The organism is Streptomyces sp. NPDC032472 (assembly GCF_040636955.1).
Lineage (GTDB): Bacteria > Actinomycetota > Actinomycetes > Streptomycetales > Streptomycetaceae > Streptomyces.
The window spans coordinates 96,690-119,898 of sequence record NZ_JBEZVK010000021.1 but is presented as its reverse complement, the minus strand read 5'-3'; the positions used below and the strand labels follow the sequence as shown (position 1 = coordinate 119,898).

At 70.6% G+C, this 23,209-nt stretch carries 25 protein-coding genes; 13 read left to right on the top strand and 12 right to left on the bottom strand.

Features of this window, described 5'->3' with window-relative positions:
* The first annotated feature begins 34 nt into the window (after positions 1-34).
* Positions 35-553 carry an RICIN domain-containing protein gene (locus AB0F11_RS16970; protein ID WP_362173648.1) on the top strand — a complete coding sequence of 173 codons (519 nt, stop codon included), beginning with the start codon at positions 35-37 and terminating at the stop codon, positions 551-553.
* Positions 554-567: 14 nt separating this feature from the next.
* Here AB0F11_RS16970 and AB0F11_RS16965 read toward each other — a convergent pair whose 3' ends face one another.
* Complete coding sequence (locus tag AB0F11_RS16965; RefSeq protein ID WP_362173646.1) at positions 568-1,161, bottom strand: MBL fold metallo-hydrolase; 594 nt, start codon at positions 1,159-1,161, stop codon at positions 568-570.
* 108 nt (positions 1,162-1,269) lie between these two features.
* Positions 1,270-2,031: an NAD(P)-binding domain-containing protein gene (locus tag AB0F11_RS16960; RefSeq protein WP_362173717.1), complete on the bottom strand. Its 762-nt coding sequence runs from the start codon at positions 2,029-2,031 to the stop codon at positions 1,270-1,272.
* Here AB0F11_RS16960 and AB0F11_RS16955 point away from each other — a divergent pair.
* Positions 2,030-2,452 carry a helix-turn-helix domain-containing protein gene (locus AB0F11_RS16955; protein ID WP_362173643.1) on the top strand — a complete coding sequence of 141 codons (423 nt, stop codon included), beginning with the start codon at positions 2,030-2,032 and terminating at the stop codon, positions 2,450-2,452. The genes AB0F11_RS16960 and AB0F11_RS16955 overlap by 2 nt on opposite strands.
* Here the strand turns inward: AB0F11_RS16955 and AB0F11_RS16950 are convergent.
* Genes AB0F11_RS16950 through AB0F11_RS16940 form a run of 3 tightly spaced genes read right to left on the bottom strand, consistent with a single transcriptional unit; the run spans position 2,449 to position 3,754 of the window.
* A complete protein-coding gene (locus AB0F11_RS16950) occupies positions 2,449-2,646 on the bottom strand; it encodes a hypothetical protein (protein WP_362173640.1) in 198 nt (65 codons plus the stop codon). The genes AB0F11_RS16955 and AB0F11_RS16950 overlap by 4 nt on opposite strands.
* 48 nt (positions 2,647-2,694) lie before the next feature.
* Positions 2,695-2,892, bottom strand: a complete 198-nt coding sequence (locus AB0F11_RS16945) for a hypothetical protein (protein WP_362173637.1) — start codon at positions 2,890-2,892, stop codon at positions 2,695-2,697.
* 10 nt (positions 2,893-2,902) lie between these two features.
* Entirely contained in the window at positions 2,903-3,754 is an 852-nt protein-coding gene (locus AB0F11_RS16940) for a helix-turn-helix transcriptional regulator (protein ID WP_362173634.1), read from the bottom strand.
* A gap of 284 nt (positions 3,755-4,038) precedes the next feature.
* Here AB0F11_RS16940 and AB0F11_RS16935 point away from each other — a divergent pair, with 284 nt between their 5' ends.
* Together AB0F11_RS16935 and AB0F11_RS16930 are read left to right on the top strand one after the other, a co-directional pair.
* The gene (locus AB0F11_RS16935) at positions 4,039-4,578 is read left to right on the top strand and encodes an ATP-binding protein (protein ID WP_362173631.1); all 540 of its coding nucleotides are present in this window, start codon (positions 4,039-4,041) and stop codon (positions 4,576-4,578) included.
* A 129-nt stretch (positions 4,579-4,707) separates the two neighbouring features.
* Positions 4,708-5,274: a DUF4352 domain-containing protein gene (locus AB0F11_RS16930; RefSeq protein WP_362173628.1), complete on the top strand. Its 567-nt coding sequence runs from the start codon at positions 4,708-4,710 to the stop codon at positions 5,272-5,274.
* A gap of 116 nt (positions 5,275-5,390) precedes the next feature.
* On the opposite strand, the gene AB0F11_RS16925 is transcribed toward AB0F11_RS16930, so the two are convergent.
* Positions 5,391-5,969, bottom strand: a complete 579-nt coding sequence (locus tag AB0F11_RS16925) for a helix-turn-helix domain-containing protein (protein ID WP_362173625.1) — start codon at positions 5,967-5,969, stop codon at positions 5,391-5,393.
* 121 nt (positions 5,970-6,090) lie between these two features.
* Between AB0F11_RS16925 and AB0F11_RS16920 the strand changes: the two genes are divergently transcribed.
* Together AB0F11_RS16920 and AB0F11_RS16915 are read left to right on the top strand one after the other, a co-directional pair.
* Positions 6,091-7,671, top strand: a complete 1,581-nt coding sequence (locus tag AB0F11_RS16920) for an MDR family MFS transporter (protein WP_362173622.1) — start codon at positions 6,091-6,093, stop codon at positions 7,669-7,671.
* A 261-nt stretch (positions 7,672-7,932) separates the two neighbouring features.
* Positions 7,933-8,580, top strand: coding sequence for a DUF6082 family protein (locus tag AB0F11_RS16915; protein WP_362173619.1), 648 nt, complete (start codon positions 7,933-7,935; stop codon positions 8,578-8,580).
* An 8-nt stretch (positions 8,581-8,588) separates the two neighbouring features.
* Here AB0F11_RS16915 and AB0F11_RS16910 read toward each other — a convergent pair whose 3' ends face one another.
* Positions 8,589-10,436 carry a CAP domain-containing protein gene (locus tag AB0F11_RS16910; RefSeq protein WP_362173616.1) on the bottom strand — a complete coding sequence of 616 codons (1,848 nt, stop codon included), beginning with the start codon at positions 10,434-10,436 and terminating at the stop codon, positions 8,589-8,591.
* A 440-nt stretch (positions 10,437-10,876) separates the two neighbouring features.
* Here AB0F11_RS16910 and AB0F11_RS16905 point away from each other — a divergent pair, with 440 nt between their 5' ends.
* The 3 genes from AB0F11_RS16905 to AB0F11_RS16895 all read left to right on the top strand — a co-directional run bounded on the left by AB0F11_RS16905 (position 10,877) and on the right by AB0F11_RS16895 (position 13,201).
* The gene (locus AB0F11_RS16905; protein ID WP_362173613.1) at positions 10,877-11,860 is read left to right on the top strand and encodes a polysaccharide deacetylase family protein; all 984 of its coding nucleotides are present in this window, start codon (positions 10,877-10,879) and stop codon (positions 11,858-11,860) included.
* A gap of 193 nt (positions 11,861-12,053) precedes the next feature.
* A complete protein-coding gene (locus AB0F11_RS16900; RefSeq protein WP_362173610.1) occupies positions 12,054-12,785 on the top strand; it encodes a fibronectin type III domain-containing protein in 732 nt (243 codons plus the stop codon).
* A gap of 92 nt (positions 12,786-12,877) precedes the next feature.
* Complete coding sequence (locus AB0F11_RS16895) at positions 12,878-13,201, top strand: nuclear transport factor 2 family protein (RefSeq protein ID WP_362173608.1); 324 nt, start codon at positions 12,878-12,880, stop codon at positions 13,199-13,201.
* A 36-nt stretch (positions 13,202-13,237) separates the two neighbouring features.
* Here AB0F11_RS16895 and AB0F11_RS16890 read toward each other — a convergent pair whose 3' ends face one another.
* Positions 13,238-14,392, bottom strand: coding sequence for a serine hydrolase domain-containing protein (locus AB0F11_RS16890; protein WP_362173605.1), 1,155 nt, complete (start codon positions 14,390-14,392; stop codon positions 13,238-13,240).
* Positions 14,393-14,537: 145 nt separating this feature from the next.
* Here AB0F11_RS16890 and AB0F11_RS16885 point away from each other — a divergent pair, with 145 nt between their 5' ends.
* Positions 14,538-15,170 carry a hypothetical protein gene (locus AB0F11_RS16885; protein ID WP_362173602.1) on the top strand — a complete coding sequence of 211 codons (633 nt, stop codon included), beginning with the start codon at positions 14,538-14,540 and terminating at the stop codon, positions 15,168-15,170.
* A gap of 196 nt (positions 15,171-15,366) precedes the next feature.
* Here the strand turns inward: AB0F11_RS16885 and AB0F11_RS16880 are convergent, their stop codons facing one another.
* The 3 genes from AB0F11_RS16880 to AB0F11_RS16870 form a co-directional block, all read right to left on the bottom strand.
* Complete coding sequence (locus AB0F11_RS16880; protein ID WP_362173600.1) at positions 15,367-16,674, bottom strand: extracellular solute-binding protein; 1,308 nt, start codon at positions 16,672-16,674, stop codon at positions 15,367-15,369.
* 290 nt (positions 16,675-16,964) lie between these two features.
* Positions 16,965-17,591 carry an SMI1/KNR4 family protein gene (locus AB0F11_RS16875; protein ID WP_362173597.1) on the bottom strand — a complete coding sequence of 209 codons (627 nt, stop codon included), beginning with the start codon at positions 17,589-17,591 and terminating at the stop codon, positions 16,965-16,967.
* A gap of 69 nt (positions 17,592-17,660) precedes the next feature.
* Positions 17,661-18,059 (bottom strand): DUF192 domain-containing protein, encoded by a 399-nt coding sequence (locus AB0F11_RS16870; RefSeq protein ID WP_362173594.1) that lies wholly within the window; start codon positions 18,057-18,059, stop codon positions 17,661-17,663.
* Between the two features lie 411 nt (positions 18,060-18,470).
* Between AB0F11_RS16870 and AB0F11_RS16865 the strand changes: the two genes are divergently transcribed.
* Entirely contained in the window at positions 18,471-19,205 is a 735-nt protein-coding gene (locus tag AB0F11_RS16865; protein ID WP_362173591.1) for an A24 family peptidase, read from the top strand.
* Between the two features lie 142 nt (positions 19,206-19,347).
* Here AB0F11_RS16865 and mgrA read toward each other — a convergent pair whose 3' ends face one another.
* Positions 19,348-20,394, bottom strand: a complete 1,047-nt coding sequence (mgrA, locus tag AB0F11_RS16860; RefSeq protein WP_362173588.1) for an L-glyceraldehyde 3-phosphate reductase — start codon at positions 20,392-20,394, stop codon at positions 19,348-19,350.
* 129 nt (positions 20,395-20,523) lie between these two features.
* Between mgrA and AB0F11_RS16855 the strand changes: the two genes are divergently transcribed.
* Both AB0F11_RS16855 and AB0F11_RS16850 read left to right on the top strand, forming a co-directional pair.
* Positions 20,524-21,285, top strand: a complete 762-nt coding sequence (locus AB0F11_RS16855) for an isoprenyl transferase (RefSeq protein ID WP_362173585.1) — start codon at positions 20,524-20,526, stop codon at positions 21,283-21,285.
* Between the two features lie 405 nt (positions 21,286-21,690).
* Positions 21,691-23,007: a PhoH family protein gene (locus AB0F11_RS16850; RefSeq protein WP_362173582.1), complete on the top strand. Its 1,317-nt coding sequence runs from the start codon at positions 21,691-21,693 to the stop codon at positions 23,005-23,007.
* The last annotated feature ends 202 nt before the right edge of the window (positions 23,008-23,209 follow it).

Genomic DNA, 23,209 nt, shown 5'->3' with positions numbered 1-23,209 from the left:
GCCGTGACCGCCACAGCTGGATGATCATGATGTGGTGAACATTCAGAACATATCGAGGAAGATTGCGACTTCAGCAGCCGCAGCGGCAGCCCTGGTGCTCCTGACGCCCGCGGCAGGCCAGGCCGCCCCGAGTCCCGAGAGCACCTACATCCACCTCGTGAACCGCAACAGCGGCCGGTGTCTGGAGATCGACGACAACAGCGGCGAGGACGGCGCCCGGGTCCAGCAGTGGACTTGCCTCGGCCAGGAGGCCAGCCAGTGGCACCTGCACCCCACCGGCCCCGACGGCCGCCAGGTCCAGATCCGCAGCCGCCGGCACCCCGACATGTGCCTGGAGGTCGCCCACGGCGGCACGCGCAACGGTGCCAGGGTCCAGACGTGGGGCTGCGTCGACGGCGCCGCCGAGCAGCAGTGGGTCATCGGCGACGGCGTGATCCGCAACCACGCGACCGGCAAGGCGCTCGAGATCGCGGACTCGGACACCGAGGACGGCGCCCGCGCGCAGCAGTGGGAGTACGAGGGCGCGGACACCCAGATCTGGTACGTCGACTGATACGGGCGGGACGCTCAGCGCGGGGTGCCGGCGGCGGGCTCGAACGGGGCTCCGTGGCCGGGCACGATCAGGTCCGCCGCGGCCAGCACCCTCTCCCGGGAGGCGCGCAGGACCTCGCGGTCCGGGGCCACGGGGTCGTCCGCCGGGCCCTGCGCGTGCCACCACAGATCGCCGGCGAAGGCGACCACGCCCGAGTCCGTGCCGGCGAGCAGGGTGATGTCCTCGGGGCTGTGGCCGGGGGTGCGGATGAGCCGGAGCGAGGGGGTGAGCTCGTAGCCCTCGGCGTCCCGGTTCTTCCACTGGTCGCCCCGGTACTCCACCTTGTGGTCGTGCACCCGGGCGCTGCGGAAGAGGCCGACGTTCATGGTGTTGTCCGGGTGGTGGTGGCTGAGCACCACGTCCGTGATGTCGTCCGGCCCGAGGCCGAGTTCGGCGAGCGGGCCGAGGATGTCATCGGTGCTCGCGACCATCCCCGGATCGAAGATCACGTGTCGGCCCGCGTCGGACACGTACGAGACGGTCGCGGCGACGCCGGGCCCGGTGGACCCCACGTAGCCGGTGGTCAGAACCTTGTATGCGGCGCTGCGGCCGAGCGGTGCGCTTGTCATGCCCCCATGGTTGTCCTCGCCGCCCCGCCCCACGAGTGGCACTCCTGCCGCCGATCGCATGATTCGTGCCAACAGCACGCTGCGTCGACCGGGTGGCTCCGGGCCGGGTTAGTCGTCCACGGCACCCGGCGCCAGAGCCGGGGCCGGGAACACGAAGCGGGCCTCGGCGCCCGACCACCAGATGCCGACGGCGAAGACGGCCGTGGCCTCCAACAGGGCGGCACGGCCGAGGCCACCGCAGGCCAACGGCGTACAGCCCATGGAGGCGATGAGCTCCGCGACCCGCGTGGCGGCGTTCGGTTCGTCGGTGCAGAAGGGCACCGTCAGCGGGACCCCTTCGAAGGCCGGCCGGTCCAGGGTCCAGATGCTCTCGTGGCACACACCGAAGGCCTTCACCACGTGGGAGCCAGGGGCGGCGTCCGCGATGAGCCGGGCGACGGAGGCGGAGTCGCCGCCCGTGGTCAGGGCCGGTCCGTCGGCCCCCGGTGCCATCGGAACGGTGCAGTCGATCACCGTCCGGCCGACCAGCAGAGGGGCCAGCTCCTCGGCCAACTGCGGTGCGACATCGGCCGGTACGGCGGTCAGCACCACGTCCCCGTGGGCCGTCGCCTCCGCCAGGCTGCCGTGTCCGGCGGCGCCGGTACGCCGGGCCGTGCGGGCGGCCGCCTCGGCGTCCCGACCGCCCACCCGGACGTCATGGCCGGCCCGCACCCAGGCCCCACCGAGGGCCGTCGCCATCGCCCCTGTCCCCAGAATGCCGATACGCATGCGTGTGCTCCTGTCGTCCGTGCCGTGGGATGTGACGGACAGGACGCTAGGCGGGCCGATGCACACCACATGGTGTGCATCGGCCGGGCAGGATGGGCGCATGGCCAACGGAGCGGTGGAGGAACAGGCGGCTCTGGGCGAGGACCTGGGCGGCGGCGAGTTCGCCGCGGACTGCCAGGCGCGCGTGGCCTTCGAGGTGCTGGCCAACCGCTGGGACAGCGTGATCGTGTACATCCTCGGCGAGGGCGGACCCCTGAGGCCGCGCGCGCTGATCACCCGCATCGGCGGGATCAGCCCCAAGGTGCTCAACGACGCCCTGCGCCGCCTGGAGTACAACGGCCTGGTCGTGCGGCGGGCGTACGCCGAGGCCCCGCCACGCGTCGACTACGCCCTCACCGAGGCGGGCGTTGCCCTGCTGGACCCGATCCGCGCGATGGGCGCGTGGGCGGGCCGCTACGCCGAAGCCGTGCTGGATGCCCAGACGCGCTTCCGCCCGCGCGGACACCGCCCCGGCAGCCCCTAATCGGCGAGGAGGTGGTCGGCCTTGCCGGCCTTGATGTCCCGGATCAGTTGGCGGAGGGCTTCACCGCTGTCGGTGAGGTATGCCGCTTCCTGTCCTGCGACGGCGATGTAGCTGTTGCCGTCACCGTCCATGCCGATCCGGTAGCAGGAGTTGCCCTCGCCGCAGAACGGCTCTTCCCAGGTGATGTCGGCCACCGGTGCCCCTTCAGATGGTGTGGATCGTCCCTTGCCGCTTGCGACCGGTTAGCCCGCGAGGAGGTGGTCGGCCTTGCCGGCCTTGATGTCGCGGATCAGTTGGCGGAGGGCTTCCGTGCTGTCGGTCAGGTACGCGGACTCCGCTCCGGCGACGGCGATGTAGCTGTTTCCCTCGCCGTCCACTCCGATCCGGTAGCAGGCGTTGCCCTCGGCGCAGTACGGGTCCTCCCAGACGATGTCGGGCATGGTGCTCCTTTCAGAGCTCGCGGGCGATCGAGTGGATCAGGTCCCGGGAGGCTGCCGGGGACAACGTCAGGTCCTCCGCCCAGTCCAAATGGGCGCGATACTTGGCCAACTGTGCCTGGCCATGGAGGAATTCCGGACCGTGCGTGCTGTCGATCTGGACGGTGTCCAGTTGAGGCACGGGACCCTCCGCGTAGAGAACCGTCTGGCCCGAACCCGGGAATGCGCCTGCGCTGAAGGGGATCACCCGGATGGCGATGGTGTCCCGTTCGGAGGCGAGTGCGAGATGCTCCAGCTGCACTTTGGCTACTTGCGGCCCACCGAACTGCATGCGCAGGGCCGCTTCGTGAACGATGCCGGTGTATCGGACGGGGGAACCGTCCTCGATGATCTGCTGACGCTCCATGCGGAACGCCAGCCGCAACGCGATCTCGTGTTCCGGCAAGGGCGGCACGGCCACGCGGAAGATCGCGAGGGCGTGGTCTGCGGTCTGGAGCAGTCCGGGGATGTGCACGGTGAGCGCGGTGCGCAAGTGCGGTGAATGGGCCTCAAGTTCGGCGATGTCCAGTAGCCCTGCGGGCAGGGCGCCGCGATAGCGGTCCCACCAACTTGGCGTCTTGGGTCGGGCCATGGCCGCAAGGGCTTCGATGTACCTCTCGTCCGCGCAAGCACAGTTGCAGGCCAGTGTGCGCAGCCGATCCTCACTGATGGCGCGGAAGCCCTGCTCGATCTGCGAGATCTTCGAGCGGTCCGTACCGAGGAGGCCGGCAGCGGTCTCCGCCGAGACATCCGCGGACGTCCGCATGCGGCGGACCTCGGACCCCAATCGGCGCTGCCGCTCGGTAGGAGATGACCTGGCCCCCATGGGTCTCCCTTCTCGGGTGCTGCCCGCAGTCTGCCCGGTCGAGCCTGCGACGGCCACCGGTGCCCAGCTTTCCGCGAGGAGGTGAAAAATTTTCCACCACCGCGCTACAGTAAGTAACGCACCGCTCACGCAACGGGAGTTGAAGCGCATCTCCGGGCCGCGCCATGTCCTGCACCGGGGACAAGCCACAGCTCGCTCACCCGACCCCGCGGAGCCATTCGTGCGCGCCGACCTCACCGCAGCCGCGTATCCCCTTGCCGCCGTGCCTTGTTGAGGAGTCAGCGATGACCATGCCGTCCGCAGCCCGTTTCACCGTGTGTCCGTCCAGCCCGGCCGTCCGGGCCGACGGGGGGCCGCCCGCGCCCGACACGCTCGTGTGCAGTCTCAGCGTGCCGGGAGAGGCCTCCAGTGCGCAGATCGGGCGGTCCGCCGTACGGGCGGCGCTGCATGCGTACGGGCTGGATCCGCTCGTGCCCGCGGCCGTGCAGGTGGCGGGGGAGTTGTTGGCCGCCGGGTGGCACCTGGATCCCGGCGGATCGCTGTACCTCAATCTGCGGTACCGGGAGGACCAGTCCCTGCGGCTCACCGTGTACGACGGGCACGCCGGCCACGACCACCCCCGCCTCGCCGCGCACTGCGAGGCCCGGCGGCGGGCGGCCCTGCGGCTCCTGCGGGTGGTCGTGCGGGAGTGCGGCGGGGAGTGGGGGTTCGGGGACTCGCGGGAGCCCGGCGGGGGGACCCGTACCTGGGTGAGCCTGCCGCGGGCCGGCGCCCTCGGCTACGGCGGCCCGGTCGGGGTGGGGTCCGGCCGCCGTCCTGGATGAGGTTGGCGACGGGCATGCGCACTCGTCGGTCACGATATGGACACCCGGCGGACGGGAGCCCGCGCAGCACTGATGATGCAGTGTCATTTGATCTCGGCCTCGGGGGGAAACATGCGTACGCGCAGCGCCATGTCCGCAGTCGTCGCAGTTGTCGGCGCACTCACACTGACCGCCTGTCAGGACACCGGCGAGGTCAAGACCAGCCCTGACAAGGTCGCGAGCTCTCCGGCGCCCAACGCCGAGGGCAGCGCCTCCGCCGCCCCGGCCAAGGGGGCTCAGAAGGCCGCCGTCGGCGACACCCTTAACCTCAAGGGCCAGGGTGACGGTGAGCAGCTGGCCGTGACCATCAAGAAGTGGGCGGACCCGGCCACCGGCAAGGACGAGTTCAACAAGCCGGAGGACGGCAAGCGGTGGGTGGCCGCCCAGTTCGAGCTGACCAACACGGGGACGGCCGTGTACCAGGACAGCCCGGGCAACGGCGCGCAGGTCGCCGACGAGCAGGGCCAGCGGTTCCAGGCGACGATCGGCGAGATCTCGCAAGGGCCGGAGATGACGAGCGGGCTGAAGCTCCCGGCGGGGGAGAAGGCGCTGGGCTGGATCGTGTTCGAGGTCCCCAAGGACTCGAAGATCGTCACGCTCCAGTTCGCGATGAACTCAGGGTTCGCCGACCAGACGGGGCAGTGGGCCGTGAAGTAAGGGAGTGGGGCCCTCCGGGGAAGTCCGTGGCTCCGTGCCCGGGCTTCCCCGTGGCTCCGCGCCGCCCGGGCTTCCCCGGGCCGCTCTGCCCCCGGCGGGGGCGACCGTACGGGCCGTCAGGCGCCGTGGTGGGCCTGGGTGATGAGGTCGATCGCGACCTCCAGGGCGGCCAGGCGGGTCTCCTCCGGGTCGGCCTCCACGTGCTGGAGGAACATCATCCCCGCGTGCAGCGTGAACAGGGCGCTGGCGCAGCGGACCTGGTCCGTCAGCGGCCCGTCGTCGTTGCGCAGCAGCTCGACCAGCGTGAACAGGCGCCGCTTGACCGTCTCGCCGATGCTGAGCTCCCGCATCGTCGCCTGGTTCTCCTGCATGAAGCGGTACAGCTGCGCCCCGCCCGCCATGGCCCGGCTGTAGCGGCGCAGCACCTCCTGCTTGGTCTCCAGGGTGCGCGGCTGCTGCTGGGCCCACTCGATCAGCTCGTCGATGGGCCGCGTCAGGTCCTCGAAGACGCTGATGATGATGTCTTCCTTGGTCTTGAAGTGGTAGTAGAGCGCCGCTTTTGTGACCTCCAGCCGCTCTGCGATCTCGCGCAGCGACGTCTTCTCGTACCCCTGCTCGGCGAAGAGCTCCAGTGCGACGTCCTGGATGCGCTGGCGCGTGTTGCCTCGACGCCCCTGCGGACTGCTGCTGGACATGGCTCTCCCCACGAACTTACTTGACGCCCGGCTAGTGCCGGGTCTACCTTCCCCAGTGTAGTGAACTAGCCGGGCGGCAAGTAAGGGCCCGGAGCAGGTGAGAGTAAACGGGGAGCGGAACATGGGCGACAAGGCGATGACGGTCGGGGCTTCGGAGGAGGTGAAGCCGCGCAGCGTACGCGTCGTCCTGATGGCACTGATGATCGCGATGCTGCTGGCCATGCTCGACAACATGATCATCGGTACGGCGATGCCGACGATCGTGGGCGAGCTCGGCGGGCTGGAGCACCTCAGCTGGGTGGTCACCGCGTACACGCTCGCCACCGCCGCCTCCACCCCGATCTGGGGCAAGCTCGGCGACATGTACGGGCGGAAGGGCTCCTTCCTCACCTCCATCGTGATCTTCCTGATCGGCTCCGCGCTCAGCGGCATGGCCCAGGACATGGGCCAGCTGATCGGCTTCCGCGCGATCCAGGGCCTGGGCGCCGGCGGGCTGATGGTCGGCGTCATGGCGATCATCGGCGACCTGATCCCGCCGCGTGAGCGCGGCAAGTACCAGGGCATGATGGCCGGCGTGATGGCCCTCGCCATGATCGGCGGCCCGCTCGTCGGCGGCACCATCACCGACCACATGGGCTGGCGCTGGTCCTTCTACATCAACCTGCCGCTCGGCGCCGTCGCGCTCGCCATGGTCTCCGCCGTCCTGCACCTGCCGAAGAAGAAGGCCCAGGGCAAGATCGACTACCTGGGTGCGGCCCTGCTGACCCTGGCCATCACCTCGACCGTCCTCGTCACCACCTGGGGCGGTACCGAGTACGCCTGGGGCTCGGCCGAGGTCCTCGGCCTGATCGTCGTCGGCGTGCTCGCCATCGGCGCGTTCCTCTTCGTCGAGACCAAGGCCGCCGAGCCGGTCATGCCGCTGCACATCTTCCGCAGCCGCAACTTCACGCTCATGTCGGTGATCGGCTTCCTCGTCGGCTTCGCGATGTTCGGCGGCGTGCTGTACCTGCCGCTGTTCCAGCAGTCCGTCCAGGGCGCCTCCGCCACCAACTCCGGGCTGCTGCTCCTGCCGATGCTGCTGTCGATGATGGTCGTCTCGCTGATCGCGGGCCGGATCACCACCAGCACCGGCAAGTACAAGGTCTTCCCGATCGCGGGCGGCGCGCTCATGGTCGTCGGGATGTTCCTGCTCGCGCAGATGGACACCGGCACGACCCGCCTGGTCTCGGGGCTCTACATGGCGATCCTCGGCGCCGGCCTCGGCTTCCTGATGCAGATCACCATGCTGGTCGCGCAGAACAGCGTGGAGATGAAGGACATGGGCGTCGCGTCCTCCTCCGCCACCCTGTTCCGTACGCTCGGCGGCTCCTTCGGCGTCGCGCTGATGGGCTCGCTGTTCACCAGCCGGGTCACCGACACCATGACCGAGCGGCTGGGCCCGCAGGCGGGCGTTGCGGCGGGCTCCGCCCAGCTCGACGCGGCCAGCCTGAAGAAGCTGCCGGAGGCCGTCCGCGAGGCCTACCAGTACGCCGTCGCCGCCGGCACGCACTCCGCGTTCCTGCTCGGCGCGCTCGTCGCCGTCCTGGGCTTCGCGGCCGCCTGGTTCGTCAAGGAGGTCCCGCTGCGGGGCGCGGGCCCGGCCCAGGCCGGCGCCGAGGGCCGACAGTCGGCCCCGTCCGCCCAGGAGTCCCTGGCCCACTAGCGGCTCCGCCCGAGCGGCCTCCCCGGCCCGCGTACGCAGCCCCCGGCCCCGGCGTCTCGACGCCGGGGCCGGCGCTGTCCCGCCCCGCGTTCGCACGCGAGTGGTGGATTCGTGCATACCCGCATGGTCCCGATGCCCACCTGTCCTCAGCCCTCTTGCCAAGCGTGTTGCGGTCAAGGAGCTTTGGCATGAGCCCGGTTCGGAGTCCGGCAGGGAAGCCCAGAGCCGGCGTTGCGAGCCCGTCGGGAAAGAGGACAGCGGATGGCAGACAGTCCCAAGTCGCGCACGATCCGCCGTGCTCTTGCATGGAGCGGTGCGCTTCTCGTCTTCATATGCGGTGTTGCGGCGACACCGTTCGCCTTGAACCTCGTTGCGCCCAAGGCCCTGGACTGGGATCGCCTGAGCGACATAAGCCAGTCGTACGGTGCCGTATCGGTGGTGATCTCCGCTGCAGCTCTGCTCGGAGTCGTCACGTCCATAGCATTCCAGGCGAAGCAGGCTCGGCTGGACGGTGAGCAGACGTTTCGTGCAGCCCATCGCGAGCTGACGATGCTGACCTTGGGGGACTCGGCACTGCTGCGTTGCTGGGAACCGCCGAGGACTCCGATGACCGAGGCGCGGTGGAGGCAGGTCATCGTCACGAACCTGATCGTGAGCATGTGGGCCAGTGACCATCACCTGGGACGCCTGAACGACAGCGCACTGCGCGTGGTGCTGGGAGCTCATTTCCGGGGAGAGGTGGCACGAGCACACTGGGAGAACAGTGGTCCCATGTGGCGTGACCATATGGCTGCGCTGGACGACCCGCGTCGCCTTCGGTTCGTGGAGATAGTGGACGAGCAGTATCACCACGCCAGGGAAGCGGGGCCGCCGGTCTCGGACGGTGAGTTCTTCAGTCCCGGTGACTGAAGTCGGGGTCAGCCGGCGAAGTCCTGCGTGATGTAGACGGTGCCGTCGGCGGCTTGGGCCATGCCGACTCCGACCAGCCTGTAGCTCGCCGTGGGCGGCGGCTTGTAGTTCGCGATGGCGCCGTTGCTGTACGGGTTGGCGGGATCGTCGGGGTCGCAGCCCATGATGTTGTACTTGTGGCCCCACTTCGACCCCTCGTCGTGGTTCATCCAGTCGTCCATCGCCTTGTCGAAGGTGTCCCCCTTGCCCCAGTGGACGTTCTCGCCCTGGGCCCGGTCAGCGGATGAACCCAGATCCCGGTGGATCCGTCCCACGGTCGCGCCGTTGTCCCAGGGCAGCGTGCCGTCGCTGCCCACGTGGCCGCGGTTCGCGATGCCCTCGGCCGTGAGGTCCGGGTTCTTGGCCAGGTCCTCACTGTGGGCGCGAGCGGTTTCGGTGAGTTTCGGGTCGGTCTTCAAGGGGGCGCACCCGTACTTCTGGCGTGCGCTGTTGATCTGGTCGAGGAACCGCTGCTCCTGCGAGGGTGCCGGCGGATTCTGCGGATTCGGCTGGGGCGGGGCGCTTCCGCCGGGCAGGGCGGCGCTGTTGGGCGGGGTGATGTTGAACTGGCCGTGAGTGCCCCAGGCGCCGTTTGCTGCGCTGTCCCACCAGTGGGACCTGATGGTTCCGTCGGGGCCCGCCCAGAAGACGTCCAGGTGGCCGTTCCGCTGGGAGACGGACGTGATGCCCGTGTTCAGGGCGGCGCTGTTGGGTGGGGTGATGTTGAACTGGCCGTGGGTCGACCAGGCGCCGTTCGCGCCGCCGTCCCACCAGTGGGACCTGACCGTTCCGTCGGGTCCGATCCAGAAGACGTCCAGGTGGCCGTTCCGCTGGGAGACCGAAGTGATGCCGGCGTTCGGGGCGGCGCTGTTGGGCGGGGTGATGTTGAACTGGCCGTGAGTGCCCCAGGCGCCGCTTGCTGCGCTGTCCCACCAGTGGGACCTGATGGTTCCGTCGGGTCCGATCCAGAAGACGTCCAGGTGTCCGTCCCGCTGGGAGACGGCGGTGATGGCCGAGTTGGGGGCGGCGCTGTTGGGCGGGGTGATGTTGAACTGGCCGTGGGTGGACCACGCGCCGTTCGCGCCGCCGTCCCACCAGTGGGACCTGATCGTGGCGTCGGGTCCGACCCAGAAGACGTCCAGGTGTCCGTTGCGCTGCGAGACCGCGGAAATGCCCGCGTTCAGCGCCGCGCTGTTGGGCGGGGTGATGCTGAACGGCTGGTGCTTGGCCCAGGCCCCGTTCGGGTCGCTGTCCCACCAGTTCGACCTGATCGAGCCGTCAGGGCCTATCCAGAACACGTCCAGGTGTCCGTCCCGCTGGGAGACGGCGGTGATGGCCGAGTTCGGGGCGGCGCTGTTCGGCGGTGCGATGTTGAACTGGCCGTGAGTGGACCAGGCGCCGTTCGCGCCGCCGTCCCACCAGTGGGACCTGACCGAGCCGTCGGGTCCGATCCAGAAGACGTCCAGGTGTCCGTTGCGCTGCGAGACCGCGGACACGCCCGACCTGAGGGCCGCACTGTTGGGCGGGGTGATGCTGAACGGCTGGTGCTTGGCCCAGGCCCCGTTCGGGTCGCTGTCCCACCAGTTCGACCTGATCGAGCCGTCGGGCCCGACCCAGAAGACGTCCAGGTGGCCGTCCCGCTGGGAGACGGTGCTGATGCCCGTCGCTCCGCCGGTGTCCGGTGCCATCGTCTGCCCGGTGCCCGGCTGGAGGTTCGGTACCGCCCGTGCGGAGGGGCTTCCCGCCAGAAGGAGCAGCCAGACCGCCGCGATCGCGATGACCCAGCGCGTGCTGGGGTGACTCCGGGGCATGGACATATCGCCCCTCCTCACGGTTGGCGAATGAACTGGAGGGGACGTCCCCGCGTCGTTCCCCTCGCCGGGTCCGCGGCATTTCAGAGAGCCGCTGCCCCCACGAACCACGATGCCGCATCCCGGTTGGACGCGCCCCCCAGGCCGGAGGCTGTTGCCGTTCCGTCACGGATCTGCGCGGGTCGGTGCGGGTGTCGGCGGGTACGGAAACAGGGCGGCCGCGGCTCGGGGTTGAGGTGCGGCGGCCCGGGGGCGGCACGGTCATCCGGTTCCACCTGGTTCACATTGTTCTCTCCCGTTTCACTTCGGGACTTATTTCGGGACGATCAAGGGTCAAGACCCCCTTCTCCGGAAATTGCGGGGGAATGGGTGGGAACCCCTTCGCTTGGATGCACGTCCTGAAGCACAGAGCGTCCGGCCACCGCGGATGGGGGAGTGGGAAGTTCATGGATTTCAAGGCGCGCACGCAGAAGCTGGGTACCCGGTCCCGGATCGCCGTCGCCGCATCGGCCGTTGCCGTCGCCGCCACCGTCTGGGGCGCCGTGACGCTCGTGGCACCGGACCACACCCCGCGCCCGGACGTGTCGCAGGAGCTGGGCGCGGGTGCCGGTGCGGCTGCCGGTGCCGGCGGCAGCGGGGGCAGCACCGCAAGCCCCGGCACCGCAAGCCCCGGCACCGGCAGCTCGGGCACCGGCAGCAGCAGTGGTGGCAGCAGCGACGACGGAGCCAAGGGCGGCGGGGCCAAAGGCAGTGGAGCCCAGGGCGGTGGAGCCCAGGGCGGTGGCGGCGGTGCGGCGCAGGGGCGGATACCGGACTCCATAGCCCACGCCTCCGAAAGCGGGGGCAACACCGTCAACATCACCATCGACGACGGCCCCGACCCGCAGTGGACCCCGAAGATCCTCGAAGTGCTCGCGCGGCACGACGTCAAGGCGACGTTCTGCATGATCGGCCCGCAGGCCAAGGCCCACCCCGACCTGGTCAGGCGCGTGGTCCAGGGCGGCCACCGGCTCTGCGACCACACCATGAACCACGACACCTCCATGGACAAGAAGCCCGTCGCCTACCAGGAGCACCAGATCCTGGACGCGAAGAGGCTGATAGAGGAGGCGGCGGGCGGCGGCGCCAAGGTGGAGTACTACCGGGCGCCCGGCGGGGCGTTCACCCCCGACAGCCGGCGCATCGCCGCCGCGAACGGCATGCGCCCGCTCGGCTGGAACGTCGACACGAAGGACTTCCAGAAGCCCGGCACAGCCGCCATCGTCGAGGCGGTCAAGCGGGAGATATCCAACGGCCCGACCGTCCTGTTCCACGACGGCGGCGGCGACCGCCGCCAGAGCGTCGAGGCACTCGACCAGGTCCTGGCCTGGCTGAAGGACCAGGGCCGCCCCACCGGCTTCCCGGTCCGGACGGCCCCCGACGCGCCCTAGGCAGGAGCATGCGTGCGCGGATCGTCCCGCCGCCGTCCGCGGCCGCCGTACTCGGGATGCGCCGCACTTGCCCCGGTGGGACTCTGGCGATATGGGGGATGCACGGCGCGCTCTCGCCGAGCCGCGGTGCCATGGCCAGGCGGGGAGAACCACGAGGTGCGAGATGAAGCCGGGATATGCCGCGGGGGCTGCCGTGCTGCTGACCCCCGTTCTCTTCGTGGGCATGACGGAGCCCGCTGCGGCACGCAACACCCACACCTTGCTGATCCAAGGAGTGCTCAACGTGCGGGACGCCGGCGGGGAGGTGACCGGAGGCAGTTTCACCCAAGCGGTCGACCTCACGCACGACGCCACGACAGGTACCTTCCGCTTTTCCCGGTGCGCGGCCGGGGAGTCCACGGGCGTCCTCGTCATCACGTTCTACCTCCACCGCGACGAGACCGTCACTCCCAACGGCACGCTGTCCCTCTACGAAGGGTCGCGCTGCAACGACCCCGACCTCGAGGGATCGATACGGGTCTCTGAAAGACCGATCGCCATGGGCAAGGTCCGCAATGAGAACCTGATCGTGCGCAACAGAGAGTTCCTGTCGAACGATTCGACCTCGGCGGAGTTCTCGATCACCCATCGGGCCGGAGCGGACGTCGGACGGCCGAACGAGCCTTCGAACGTCGTCGCCACGGCGGTCCCGGTCGGCAGCGAAAAGAGCGTCCGGGTCGACTGGGAAGACAACGCGAGCAACGAAACGGGCTACGAGGTCCGCAACACCACCCTCAACCAGAACTTCGGCGTCGGTGCCAACACCAGGACCTTCTCGGTCCCGCACCTCGACCCGAAGGTCCGGTACTGCTTCCAGGTCCGGGCCGTCGGCGCCAAGGGCCCGTCTGACTGGACACCGGTGGGCGAGAAGGTGGAGTGCGCGTGAGGCGGTCGGCGCGCCACCGCCTGACACGCCGACCGGCGGGTGTTCCCTGATCGTGCGCATTGCGCACCCCACCGATCAGGAGGAGGGTCCCCTTGACCATCGCCCACGGCAAGCTGTCCGACCCGGTCGTCAGCCGCCTCGTCGCCGCCGTCAACGCGCACGACAAGGACGCCTTCCTCGGGCTCCTCACCCCGGACGCGACCATGTCCGACGACGGCTCGGACCGCGACCTGCAGGAGTGGATCGACAAGGAGATCTTCGACTCCGGCGGCCACATGGACGTGGTCTCCGAGTCCGACGGCGGCCGCTCCCTCCTCGTCAACTACCGCAACGACACCTGGGGCGAGATGCGCACCGCCTGGCGGTTCACCGTCGACGGCGACCGCATCAGCCGCTTCGAAACCGGCCAGGCGTAGCCGAACCGAGCACCCGTCGGCCGGCCGTCGCCGGGGCTACCGCTCGCGCCGCGCGCTCTGCAGCACCGCCGCCGTCAGGCGCCCGTTCTCCGGGGCCGCACCGCCCGGGAAGCCGAACCGGCGGCGCGTGTACCCGTACGCGACCCCCGTCGCCGGGTCGGCCCAGCCCAGGCCGCCCGCCGCGCCGCTGTGCCCGAAGGCCCGCGGCCCCACCGCGTGCTGCCGCTCGAAGCCCAGCCCGAAGTGGTCCGCCTCCGGCGTGACCCGGTCCGGGCCCGGGGTGTGCGGGCGGGCCACCTCGGCCACCGTCCGCGGGTCCAGCAGCGCCGGCCGGCCGTCCATCTCCCCGATCGCCGCCGCGTACAGTCCGGCGACCCCGCGCGCCGTGCCGATGCCGCCGGCCGAGGCCGGGCCCAGCGCCTTGACCCGCGGGTGGTTCGCGTACGCCACCAGGTCCATCGGCGGCTCCCGGTGCGCGTTGAACGCGACGGGCAGCAGCTCGGGCATCGCCGTGGTGTCCGCGGCCTGCGCCGCCAGCTGCTCCGGCGTGGGCAGCATGTCCAGCACCGGCTTCCAGCGCCCCTCCAGCTGCTCCGGCAGCCCCATGTACAGGTCCAGGCCGTACGGGGCGCGGATCCGCTCCTCGTACACCTCCTGCAGGGACCGGCCCGTGGCGCGGCGCACCACCTCGCCGGTCAGCGCGCCGATGACGAACGCGTGGTAGCCGTACGCCGTCCCCGGCTCCCAGTACGGCTTCTGCCGGGCCAGCCGGGCCGCGACCAGCGCGTCGTCGGCGATCTCGGGGTAGTCGAAGCCCTCGGGGGTGTTGATCAGGCCCGCCTGGTGCGAGACCAGCTGCCGCAGCGTGAGCCGCTCCTTGCCGTCCCCGGTGAACTCCGGCCAGTACGCCGACACCGGGCGCTCCAGGTCCAGTACGCCGTCCTGCACGAGCAGCGCCACCACCAGGTGTGCCGCGCCCTTGGTGACGGAGTAGACCCCGGTGAGGGTGTCGGCGCCGGTGTCCTCGCCGGCCCACAGGTCGACCACGCGGCGCCCGTCATGGCAGACCGCCAGCTGGGCCTCGGGGGAGTGCCGCTCGGCGGCGACGAAGGCCGCGAACTCCTCCCGTACCGGCTCCCAGCCCGCCGCCACCGTCCCGTTCACCGTCACGTCCTGCCGTGCGCCGCCCATGCCCGGGCCCCCTGTCCGCTCCGCGTCGTCGTCTCGGCTCGGGGAACAGAAGATGATCACGTGGTATTCCGCCGGGGGTCTCCCGTACGGGTGAAAGCGCACCCGGCGTCGTTCCGGCCCGCCGAGGGCCCCCGTTGGACCGGGCATGAAGCGCACCCGTACCGCCGCTCTCAGCCTCGCCGCCGCCACGGCGGCCGCCCTGGCGCCCGCCCTCGGCCAGGTCGCCACCGCCGCGGAGGGCTCGTACCTCCAGGACCCGGCCGGCGGCGACAAGGCGATGAAGTCGATGTGGACCAAGGACGAGATGCACAAGGTCGAGGCGCAGGTGCGCTTCCACCCCGGCATCCTCTACAAGACGATCACGCGGCCCGGCCACCCGGCCGCCCCGGACTACGGGCGCCGGGTCGGCGACCCGAAGACGCTGGTCTGGCAGCCTTCGTTCGACTTCGGCTGGGCGGTGTCGGACTCGACGGTGGTGAAGAAGGCCGTGACCGTCAAGGAGGGCCGGCACCCGATCGTGGTGCACGCGGTCCTGCGCTCCGCGGACGGGGCCAAGGCCATCGAGGTGCACAAGGAGCTGACGGACCAGCCGGCGACCGGGCGCGCCAAGGTGCCGGGCAACAAGCGGATCGCCTGCGACACCGGTGAGTACACGGTGGAGTGGTCCGTCACGCGCAAGGGCTACGGGACGCTCAGGGGGTCGATGCCCTGGAACGCGAGCTGCGAGAACCACCGGACGGCCTTCTCGGCGGAGAACGGCAGGGGCCACGGCGGCTGACGGGCAGCGGAAGAGGGAAGAGGGAGGCCTGCCGTCCCGCGCACCTTGTGGGTGCGCCGCGGGCGGCCGGCCGCGGCCTTGGATCAAGGGCCGTAGCAGCCATTCTGTCGCACCGGGTGGGCAGCGACAGGGGCGAAAGTCCCTTCCGCGAAGGGACGTTGGGCGTGGGGGGGCGCCTGTACGGAGGGCGCGGGGGTCAGCTCTTCTTCTTCGCGGCCTCGTTGGCCTTGGAGGCGATGTCCTCCAGGACGGCCTTGGGGTCGCCGTTCGGTTCCACGGCGCGGCCGATGCTGCGCTTGATGGTGTCGCTGACCGTCACCCAGGTCGGGTCGTTGACGGGGTAGAGCTGGGCGCCGCGCAGGGCGGTCAGGAACTGCTGGTCGTTGCCGTCGACGCCGCCGCCCGCAGGGGTGCGGGTGGCCGTGACGGTCGAGGGCAGCAGGTGGTAGCGGCCCGCGAACTCCTTCAGGTTCTTGTCCTGGTAGATGAACTCCAGGAACTTGCCGATCTGCGTCCGCTTGCCGTTCTGCTTGAACGCCATCATCCAGTCGGCCACGCCCACGGTCGGCGGGGTCTCCCCGGAGCCGAGCGTGTCCGAGACCGGCATGGTCACGGCGCCGACGCCGATGCCCTTCGCGCGCGCCTCGTGCAGGAGCGAGGGGTAGCCGTTGACCATGCCGACCTCGCCGCGCAGGAACGCCGCGAAGGCGTCGGCGCGGTTGAGCTGGGACGGCGGGACGGGGCCGGTCAGCCCGGGGGTGACCAGGTTGTTCTTGATCCAGGTGAAGGTCTGGATGTTCTGGTCGGAGGCCAGGTTGTAGTTGCCGCTGCTGTCCGCGTAGCCGCCGCCGTTGCTGAGCTCCCAGATCAGCGCCTCGGCGTGCGCCTCCTCCGGGCCCAGGGGCAGCGCGACCGGCGTCGCGACACCGGTGCCCTTGAGCTTCTTGGCGGCGGCCTGGAGGTCGCTCCAGCTCTTGGGCTGCCAGCCGCCCGCGGCGCCGCGGCTGATGACGCCGGCGTCGGCGAGGAGCTTCTCGTTGTAGAAGAGCAGGCGGCTGCTCGCCACCCACGGCAGGCCGTAGAGGGTGTTGCCGACCGAGCCGGCCTCGACGAGCGGCTGGAGGAAGGTCGCCTCGGTGCTCACCGAGAGGAGCTCGTCCGCCGAATACAGCTTGCCCTGGGCCGCGAAGTCCGAGTACGAACCCATGAGGGCGATGTCGGGCGCGTTTCCGGCCTTCACCATGCGGGAGACCTCGCGGTCGATGTCCGCCCACGGCAGGAGTTGGACCTGGACCTTGATGTCCGGGTTGGCCTTCGTGAAATCGGCCGACACCTTGTCCCAGAAAGCCTTGGAACTGGCGGCCTGGCTGTCACCGTATTCCGCGGCCACCAGACGCAGGGTGCCGCTGTCGCTCGCGCCGCCGTCGGAACCGCATCCGGCCAGCGGGATAAGCAGTCCGAGCACAGCCGCGGCCGCGGTCGTGCCGAAGATTCTTCGTTGCACGGGTGTAGTCCCCTGAATTTCTTTCGATTCCCGTCACTACTTATGAGTCACTCCGGGCCGGGGTGTCCGTCCATGGCCCGTTGGCCGGAATTCTCTCCTGCGCGGGGGCAGTTCGTTCCATTGGGGCGGAACTTGTGGGCATTGCTCCAACCGGTGCTTTTCCGGCTGGTGTTTTCCGATATGTGATCGACAATTCTGACGCGCGTAGACATGCCGAAAAGCCCGTTTCCGGCGGATGCGGGCCGGGAAACGGGCTGAAGGGGTGGTTCAGGTCAGGGAGGGTGCGCCTGTCAGTCGGCGAACTCGCCCGCGTACGGGTCCGGGTCGCCGGTCTCGGGGTTGCGGCCCTCCTGCCAGCGCCGCTGGGCCTTGCGCCAGTGCACGAAGCTGAGCCGGCCGCCGTCCCAGAAGGTGAGGCCGACCGGGCTCACGTCGAACTCGTCCGAGCACAGCCGCAGCAGGAACTCCGCCATGCCGTACGGGTACACGGCGAAGGCGTCGGCGGTGTGCCGGCCGATGACCAGGACCGGCCAGCGGTCCGGGTCGGGGTCGGAGGCCAGCCAGCACAGGATGTCCGCGCCGCCCGTGACGCCCCACGCGATGATCGACTCGGGGTCGGCGTCGAAGGCGGCGCGGCCTCCCTGTGAGGCCCACAGCTGGCGGGCGTTGTCGGTCTCCTCGGCCATCTCGGCCGGATCCCACTGGAGTCCGGGCTTGGGCAGCGGCAGCAGGATGCTGGCCTCGCCGTTGATGGAGCCCGCGCCGAAACGGCCCATGAAGGCGACGTAGTCGGCGGGGAACCGGGTGTTCCAGGCGGCCTCGGCCGCCTGCCAGTCGATGTCCTCGTCGGCGCCGTGCGTCGCGGGCATGAGCTGCTCCAGCTGCTCCAGCGCCGCCACCCGCGTGTTCTCCGTCATGCCGCCGCCCGCTCCCCTGACACCACCCCAGCCCAACCGCACCAACCTATCGCCGGGGGCGCGTGCCGCCTAGCGCGAGGTGAGACGGTTCGGGTCGCCGGGCGGGGGGTCCACGGTGACCGTGAGCAGGGTGCCGGTGCGCAGGCCCCAGGCGGCCATCGCTCCGGCCTCCGCCTCCAGGACGTGGCGGGCGCGGAGGCGGGGCCGACCCAGGCGGTTCGGGGGCATCGTGGTCACGGCGATGACGCGGAGCGTGCGGTCCAGGTGGGCCACGTCGATGGGGAAGCGCATGCCGAAGGTGTGGACGGAGGTGGCCGGGGTGAGGAGCAGGGCTCCGGTGAGGCCGTTGCGGCCGAGGAGGCCGCGGGTGCGGGCGCGGTAGGAGGCGGCCACCTCGAGGGGGACCGCGGCCCCCTCGCCGCCGCCCGCCTGCAGCGTCCCTGTGCCGTCCCGCCACCGTCGTCGCATGCGCGCCACCCTAAGGCTGCGCCGGCGGGGCCGAAGCGGTTCCGGCCACCGCCCCGCCGCTGCCGCTGCCGCTGCGCGGAGCAGTCCCCTCCCCTCCCCGCCCCTTCCCGCTGTGTCCGGTAGCGGCTTCGCCGCGGGCGGGTCCTGCGGCCCCGGACCCGGCGCCTCAATCACCGGCGGGGCTGGAACATCCAGCCCGCGCGGCGTTTGAGCGCACCGGGCGCGGAGCGCCCGGGTTTTCCAGCCTCGCCGGCGTTCGAGGCGAACGGGGTCCGGGGCGGAGCCCCCGGCTTAGGGAAGGGGCGGGGTGGGGGAAGCGGCCCGCAGGGCAGTGGGTGCGCAGCCGGGCCGGCGGGTGGGTTGGGTCCGGGGGCCCGTGACCCGCCGGGGCGGGGTGTTTACCTTCGTGCGATGGGTGTGGTGCTGATCGTTCTTGCCGGGGGGTACGGGGCCGTCGCCGGGATGTCGGTGCCGCGCATCGCCTACCGGCTCTCCGTCGCGGCCGGCGAGCCATGGCGGGGCGGGTGTCCGCGGGGGCATCCCGTGGCGGGGTGGTGGGGCGCCGCCCGGTGTGCGGGGGGTGCAGCCGGGCAGGTGCATTGGTACGGGCCGGACACCCTCCGCACCGCGCCGGCGAGCGCCGCCGTGTGCGCGGCCCTCGCCGCCGCCGTGGGGGCGCGGCCCGAGGCCGCGGTGTTCGTCGGGCTCGCGCCCGTGCTCGTCGTCCTCGCGCTCGTCGACCTGGCCGTGCACCGGCTGCCGGACGTGCTGACCCTCCCCCTGGCCGCCGCCACCGCCCTCGGGCTCGGGGCGGCCGCCCTTGCCCCCGGGGCCGCCGGCTCCTGGCGGCTCGCGCTCCTCGGCGGCGCCGGGCTCGGCGGCGCGTACCTGCTGCTGTTCCTGATCAACCCCGCCGGGCTCGGCTTCGGCGACGTCAAGCTGGCGCTCGCGCTGGGGGTCGCTCTTGGGTGGTACGGGTGGGGGGTATGGGCCCTCGGGGCCTTCGCCGGCTTCCTCTACGGGTCCCTCTACGGCCTCGGCCTGGTGCTTCAGGGCCCGGCAGGGCGGAGGCGGGCGTTCCCCTTCGGCCCCTTCATGGCAACCGGAGCCCTCACCGGAGTGCTGCTGGGCGGTTTCGGAGCGTAATCATTCCGCGCTGATGCACGCATCACGCTTTACGAAGGGTTATGGTGGAACCCCCCCCTCGGGCCGGTCCGTATCCCCCCCACGGACCGGCCCGTTTTCCTTTTCACCCGGTCCCCCCTCGCCCGCGCAGCAAAAACGCAGGTCAGCCGCGCTGCCCGCGCTGCGCCCAGAGGTTGGTGCCCGGGGTGGACACGGCGAAGGAGTCGATCTCCTTCAGCTCCTCCTCCGACAGCGGCGCACCCGCCAGCGCGGCCACGTTCTCCTCCAGCTGCTTCACGCTCGACGCGCCGATCAGCGCCGACGTCATCCGCTCGTCCCGCAGCACCCACGTCAGCGCCAGCTGCGCCAGCGACTGCCCGCGCCGCGCCGCGATCTCGTTCAGGCCGGTCAGGCGGCGCAGCACCTCGTCGGAGAGCAGGTCGGGGTCGAGGGACTTGCCCTGGCTGGCCCGGGAGCCCTCGGGGATGCCCCGGAGGTACTTCCCGGTCAGCAGGCCCTGCGCGAGCGGCGCGAAGGAGATGCAGCCCATGCCGGCCTCCTCCAGGGTGTCGAGCAGCCCGTCCTCCTCCGTCCAGCGGTTGATCATGGAGTACGAGGGCTGGTGGATCAGCGGCCGCACGCCCATCTCGCGCAGGATCCGCGCCGCCTCGGCGGACTGCTCCGCGGTGTACGAGGAGATGCCGACGTAGAGCGCCTTGCCCTGCTGCACCGCGGACGCCAGGGCGCCCATCGTCTCCTCGAGCGGGGTCTCCGGGTCGAAGCGGTGCGAGTAGAAGATGTCGACGTAGTCCAGCCCCATCCGCTTGAGGGAGGCGTCGAGCGAGCTCATCAGGTACTTGCGGCTGCCCCACTCGCCGTACGGGCCGGGGTGCATCAGGTAGCCGGCCTTGCTGGAGATGATCAGCTCGTCGCGGTACGGGGCGAAGTCCTGCGCGAGCAGCTTGCCGAAGTTCAGCTCGGCCGAGCCGGGGGGCGGGCCGTAGTTGTTCGCCAGGTCGAAGTGGGTCACGCCGAGGTCGAAGGCGCGGCGCAGGATCGCCCGCTGGGTCTCCAGGGACTTGTCGTCGCCGAAGTTGTGCCAGAGGCCCAGGGAGACGGCGGGGAGCTTGAGGCCGCTGCGGCCCGTGCGGCGGTACTCCATGGAGTCGTAACGTGCAGGCTCTGCCCGATAGGGATTGTTATCAGTCACGATGTCCTCCCTATCACGGACTTGTGACGGACCGAGTTGGGTACCCGATCCCGCCGCGCAGTAATGTGGCGCCCTCGGGGGAGGGACCGCATTTCGCACGGGGGCATTGCACGGAGGGGCTGGAAGATCGTGAAGCTGCGCGACCTGGTGTACAAGCTCTATGCACGCCGGGTGGAAGGCCGCCTCGACCATGCTGCGTCGCCCAAGCACATCGGTGTGATCCTGGACGGCAACAGGCGCTGGGCGAAGGCGTCCGGAGGCACCACCGAACAGGGCCACCAGGCCGGTGCCGACAAGATCTCCGAGATGCTGGGCTGGTGCACCGAGACGGACGTCGAGGTGGTCACCCTGTGGATGCTGTCCACGGACAACCTGGACCGGCCGGAGGACGAGCTCCGCCCGCTGCTCAACATCATCGAGAACACCGTCCGCGGCCTCGCCGCCGACGGCCGCTGGCGCGTCCACCACGTGGGCAACCTCGACATCCTGCCGGCGCGGACCCAGACGGTGCTCAAGGAGGCCGAGCAGGCCACCCACGACATCAAGGGAATACTGGTCAACGTCGCCGTGGGCTACGGCGGCCGCCAGGAGATCGCCGACGCCGTCCGCTCGCTGCTGCTGGAGCACGCCGAGAAGGGCACCTCCTTCGAGGAGCTCGCCGAGATCCTCGACATCGACCACATCGCCGAGCACCTCTACACGCGCGGCCAGCCCGACCCGGACCTGGTGATCCGCACCAGCGGCGAGCAGCGCCTGTCCGGATTCATGCTGTGGCAGAGCGCGCACTCCGAGTACTACTTCTGCGAGGTGTTCTGGCCGGCCTTCCGCAAGGTCGACTTCCTGCGGGCGCTGCGCGACTACGCCGCCCGCCACCGGCGCTACGGGACCTGAGACCGGGCAGGGGCGGCGGAGGGCGTTGGGGCGCGTCGGAGTTTCTGACGCCCCCTCGGTCCGCCCGTCCGCGACGCCCGTTCGGACGGCTCCTCGTCCCACTCGTCACCCCCGGCACACCCTTCACCGCCGCAAGCCCTTCACCTGGGCTTCACCGAGCGTCCGTCATATGCCATGGCATGGCCGTGCCTGATCGGGGAATACCCCTTTCAGGTCGATGCCCGATCCACGGGTGTCGAGTCTCAGCGGGCGGCATGGGGCCGTCCGCCCGGGAGGCCCTTTGCGCCAGGACGCACGTGCGGTTCGCACGGACGGAGTGGGAGGGCCGGAATCGGCCCCCGCAGGGGTGCCGATGACCGGTCCGGTCTTCATGGCCCGACCTCTTCCGAGGGGGTACGTCCTTCCGTGGTGACCAGCACAAAGCGCCGCCTGCCCGACAGGCGGACCTACGTCCTCGACACCAGCGTCCTGCTGGCAGACCCCAACGCGATCACCCGCTTCGACGAGCACGAGGTCGTGCTCCCGATCGTGGTGATCACCGAGCTGGAGGCCAAGCGCCACCATCCCGAGCTCGGCTACTTCGCCCGCCAGGCCCTGCGCCTGCTGGACGACTTCCGGGTCCGCAACGGCCGACTCGACGCCCCCATCCCGGTGGGCGACCTGGGCGGCAGCCTGCGTGTCGAGCTCAACCACTCCGACCCCGGCGTCCTGCCGGCGGGCTTCCGGCTCGGGGACAACGACTCGCGGATCCTCGCGGTCGCCCGCAACCTCCAGGCCGAGGGCTACGACGTCACGGTCGTCTCGAAGGATCTCCCGCTGCGCATCAAGGCCTCCTCCGTGGGTCTGCTCGCCGAGGAGTACCGCGCCGAACTCGCGATCACCGACGCCGGCTGGACCGGCATGACCGAGCTCGCCCTTTCCGGCGAGCAGGTCGACCTCCTCTACTCCGAGGAGCGGCTGTACGTGCCGGAGGCCGCCGAACTGCCCGTGCACACCGGGCTCGTCCTGCAGTCCGAGCGCGGCAAGGCGCTGGGCCGCGTCACCGCCGACGGCAACGTGCGCCTCGTACGGGGCGACCGCGAGGCCTTCGGGCTGCACGGCCGCAGCGCCGAGCAGCGCATCGCGCTGGACCTGCTGCTCGACCCGGAGGTCGGCATCATCTCCATGGGCGGCCGGGCCGGCACCGGCAAGTCGGCGCTGGCGCTGTGCGCGGGCCTGGAGGCGGTGCTGGAGCGCCGCCAGCACCAGAAGGTGATGGTCTTCCGGCCGCTGTACGCGGTGGGCGGGCAGGAGCTCGGATACCTGCCCGGCGACCAGTCGGAGAAGATGAGCCCCTGGGCGCAGGCGGTCTTCGACACCCTCTCGTCCGTGGCCGGGCGGGAGGTCATCGAGGAGGTGCTGAACCGCGGGATGCTGGAGGTCCTGCCGCTCACGCACATCCGCGGCCGCTCGCTGCACGACGCGTTCGTGATCGTCGACGAGGCGCAGTCGCTGGAGCGCAATGTCCTTCTGACCGTTCTGTCCCGAGTCGGGGCGAATTCGCGGGTCGTTCTGACCCACGATGTCGCCCAGCGGGACAACCTGCGGGTCGGCCGGTACGACGGAGTCGTCGCCGTCGTGGAGAAGCTGAAGGGGCATCCGCTCTTCGCCCACGTGACGCTGACGCGCTCCGAGCGCTCCCCGATCGCCGCCCTGGTGACGGAGATGCTGGAGACCCTGTAGTCACAAGCAGGACCAAAACGCACATAGCGGGATGGTGAGTTGGCGCCGCCCGGCAAAGGTCCGAGAGCCTAGCCGGGCGGCGCCGTGCTGCACAGGTCTTTGGCGGAACCAACCGCGACATGCCAGGTGTGACCTTTCCCACGCAACGCAGAATTGCCTTGCGGTGTCGGGGTCCGGCAGAGTCTGTTTTCCGTCAGGCCCC

What these genes read in the sequence shown, in the direction of transcription:
- AB0F11_RS16925 (WP_362173625.1), bottom strand. Translation starts at nt 5,969, where the DNA reads ATGTCCAGCAGCAGTCCGCAGGGGCGTCGAGGCAACACGCGCCAGCGC.
- AB0F11_RS16960 (WP_362173717.1), bottom strand. Translation starts at nt 2,031, where the DNA reads ATGCGCCCATCCTGCCCGGCCGATGCACACCATGTGGTGTGCATCGGC.
- AB0F11_RS16965 (WP_362173646.1), bottom strand. Translation starts at nt 1,161, where the DNA reads ATGACAAGCGCACCGCTCGGCCGCAGCGCCGCATACAAGGTTCTGACC.
- AB0F11_RS16915 (WP_362173619.1), top strand. Translation starts at nt 7,933, where the DNA reads ATGGCAGACAGTCCCAAGTCGCGCACGATCCGCCGTGCTCTTGCATGG.
- AB0F11_RS16905 (WP_362173613.1), top strand. Translation starts at nt 10,877, where the DNA reads ATGGATTTCAAGGCGCGCACGCAGAAGCTGGGTACCCGGTCCCGGATC.
- AB0F11_RS16870 (WP_362173594.1), bottom strand. Translation starts at nt 18,059, where the DNA reads ATGCGACGACGGTGGCGGGACGGCACAGGGACGCTGCAGGCGGGCGGC.
- AB0F11_RS16955 (WP_362173643.1), top strand. Translation starts at nt 2,030, where the DNA reads ATGGCCAACGGAGCGGTGGAGGAACAGGCGGCTCTGGGCGAGGACCTG.
- AB0F11_RS16940 (WP_362173634.1), bottom strand. Translation starts at nt 3,754, where the DNA reads ATGGGGGCCAGGTCATCTCCTACCGAGCGGCAGCGCCGATTGGGGTCC.
- AB0F11_RS16885 (WP_362173602.1), top strand. Translation starts at nt 14,538, where the DNA reads ATGAAGCGCACCCGTACCGCCGCTCTCAGCCTCGCCGCCGCCACGGCG.
- AB0F11_RS16920 (WP_362173622.1), top strand. Translation starts at nt 6,091, where the DNA reads ATGGGCGACAAGGCGATGACGGTCGGGGCTTCGGAGGAGGTGAAGCCG.
- AB0F11_RS16890 (WP_362173605.1), bottom strand. Translation starts at nt 14,392, where the DNA reads ATGGGCGGCGCACGGCAGGACGTGACGGTGAACGGGACGGTGGCGGCG.
- AB0F11_RS16930 (WP_362173628.1), top strand. Translation starts at nt 4,708, where the DNA reads ATGTCCGCAGTCGTCGCAGTTGTCGGCGCACTCACACTGACCGCCTGT.
- AB0F11_RS16935 (WP_362173631.1), top strand. Translation starts at nt 4,039, where the DNA reads ATGACCATGCCGTCCGCAGCCCGTTTCACCGTGTGTCCGTCCAGCCCG.
- AB0F11_RS16875 (WP_362173597.1), bottom strand. Translation starts at nt 17,591, where the DNA reads ATGACGGAGAACACGCGGGTGGCGGCGCTGGAGCAGCTGGAGCAGCTC.
- AB0F11_RS16910 (WP_362173616.1), bottom strand. Translation starts at nt 10,436, where the DNA reads ATGTCCATGCCCCGGAGTCACCCCAGCACGCGCTGGGTCATCGCGATC.
- AB0F11_RS16865 (WP_362173591.1), top strand. Translation starts at nt 18,471, where the DNA reads ATGGGTGTGGTGCTGATCGTTCTTGCCGGGGGGTACGGGGCCGTCGCC.
- AB0F11_RS16945 (WP_362173637.1), bottom strand. Translation starts at nt 2,892, where the DNA reads ATGCCCGACATCGTCTGGGAGGACCCGTACTGCGCCGAGGGCAACGCC.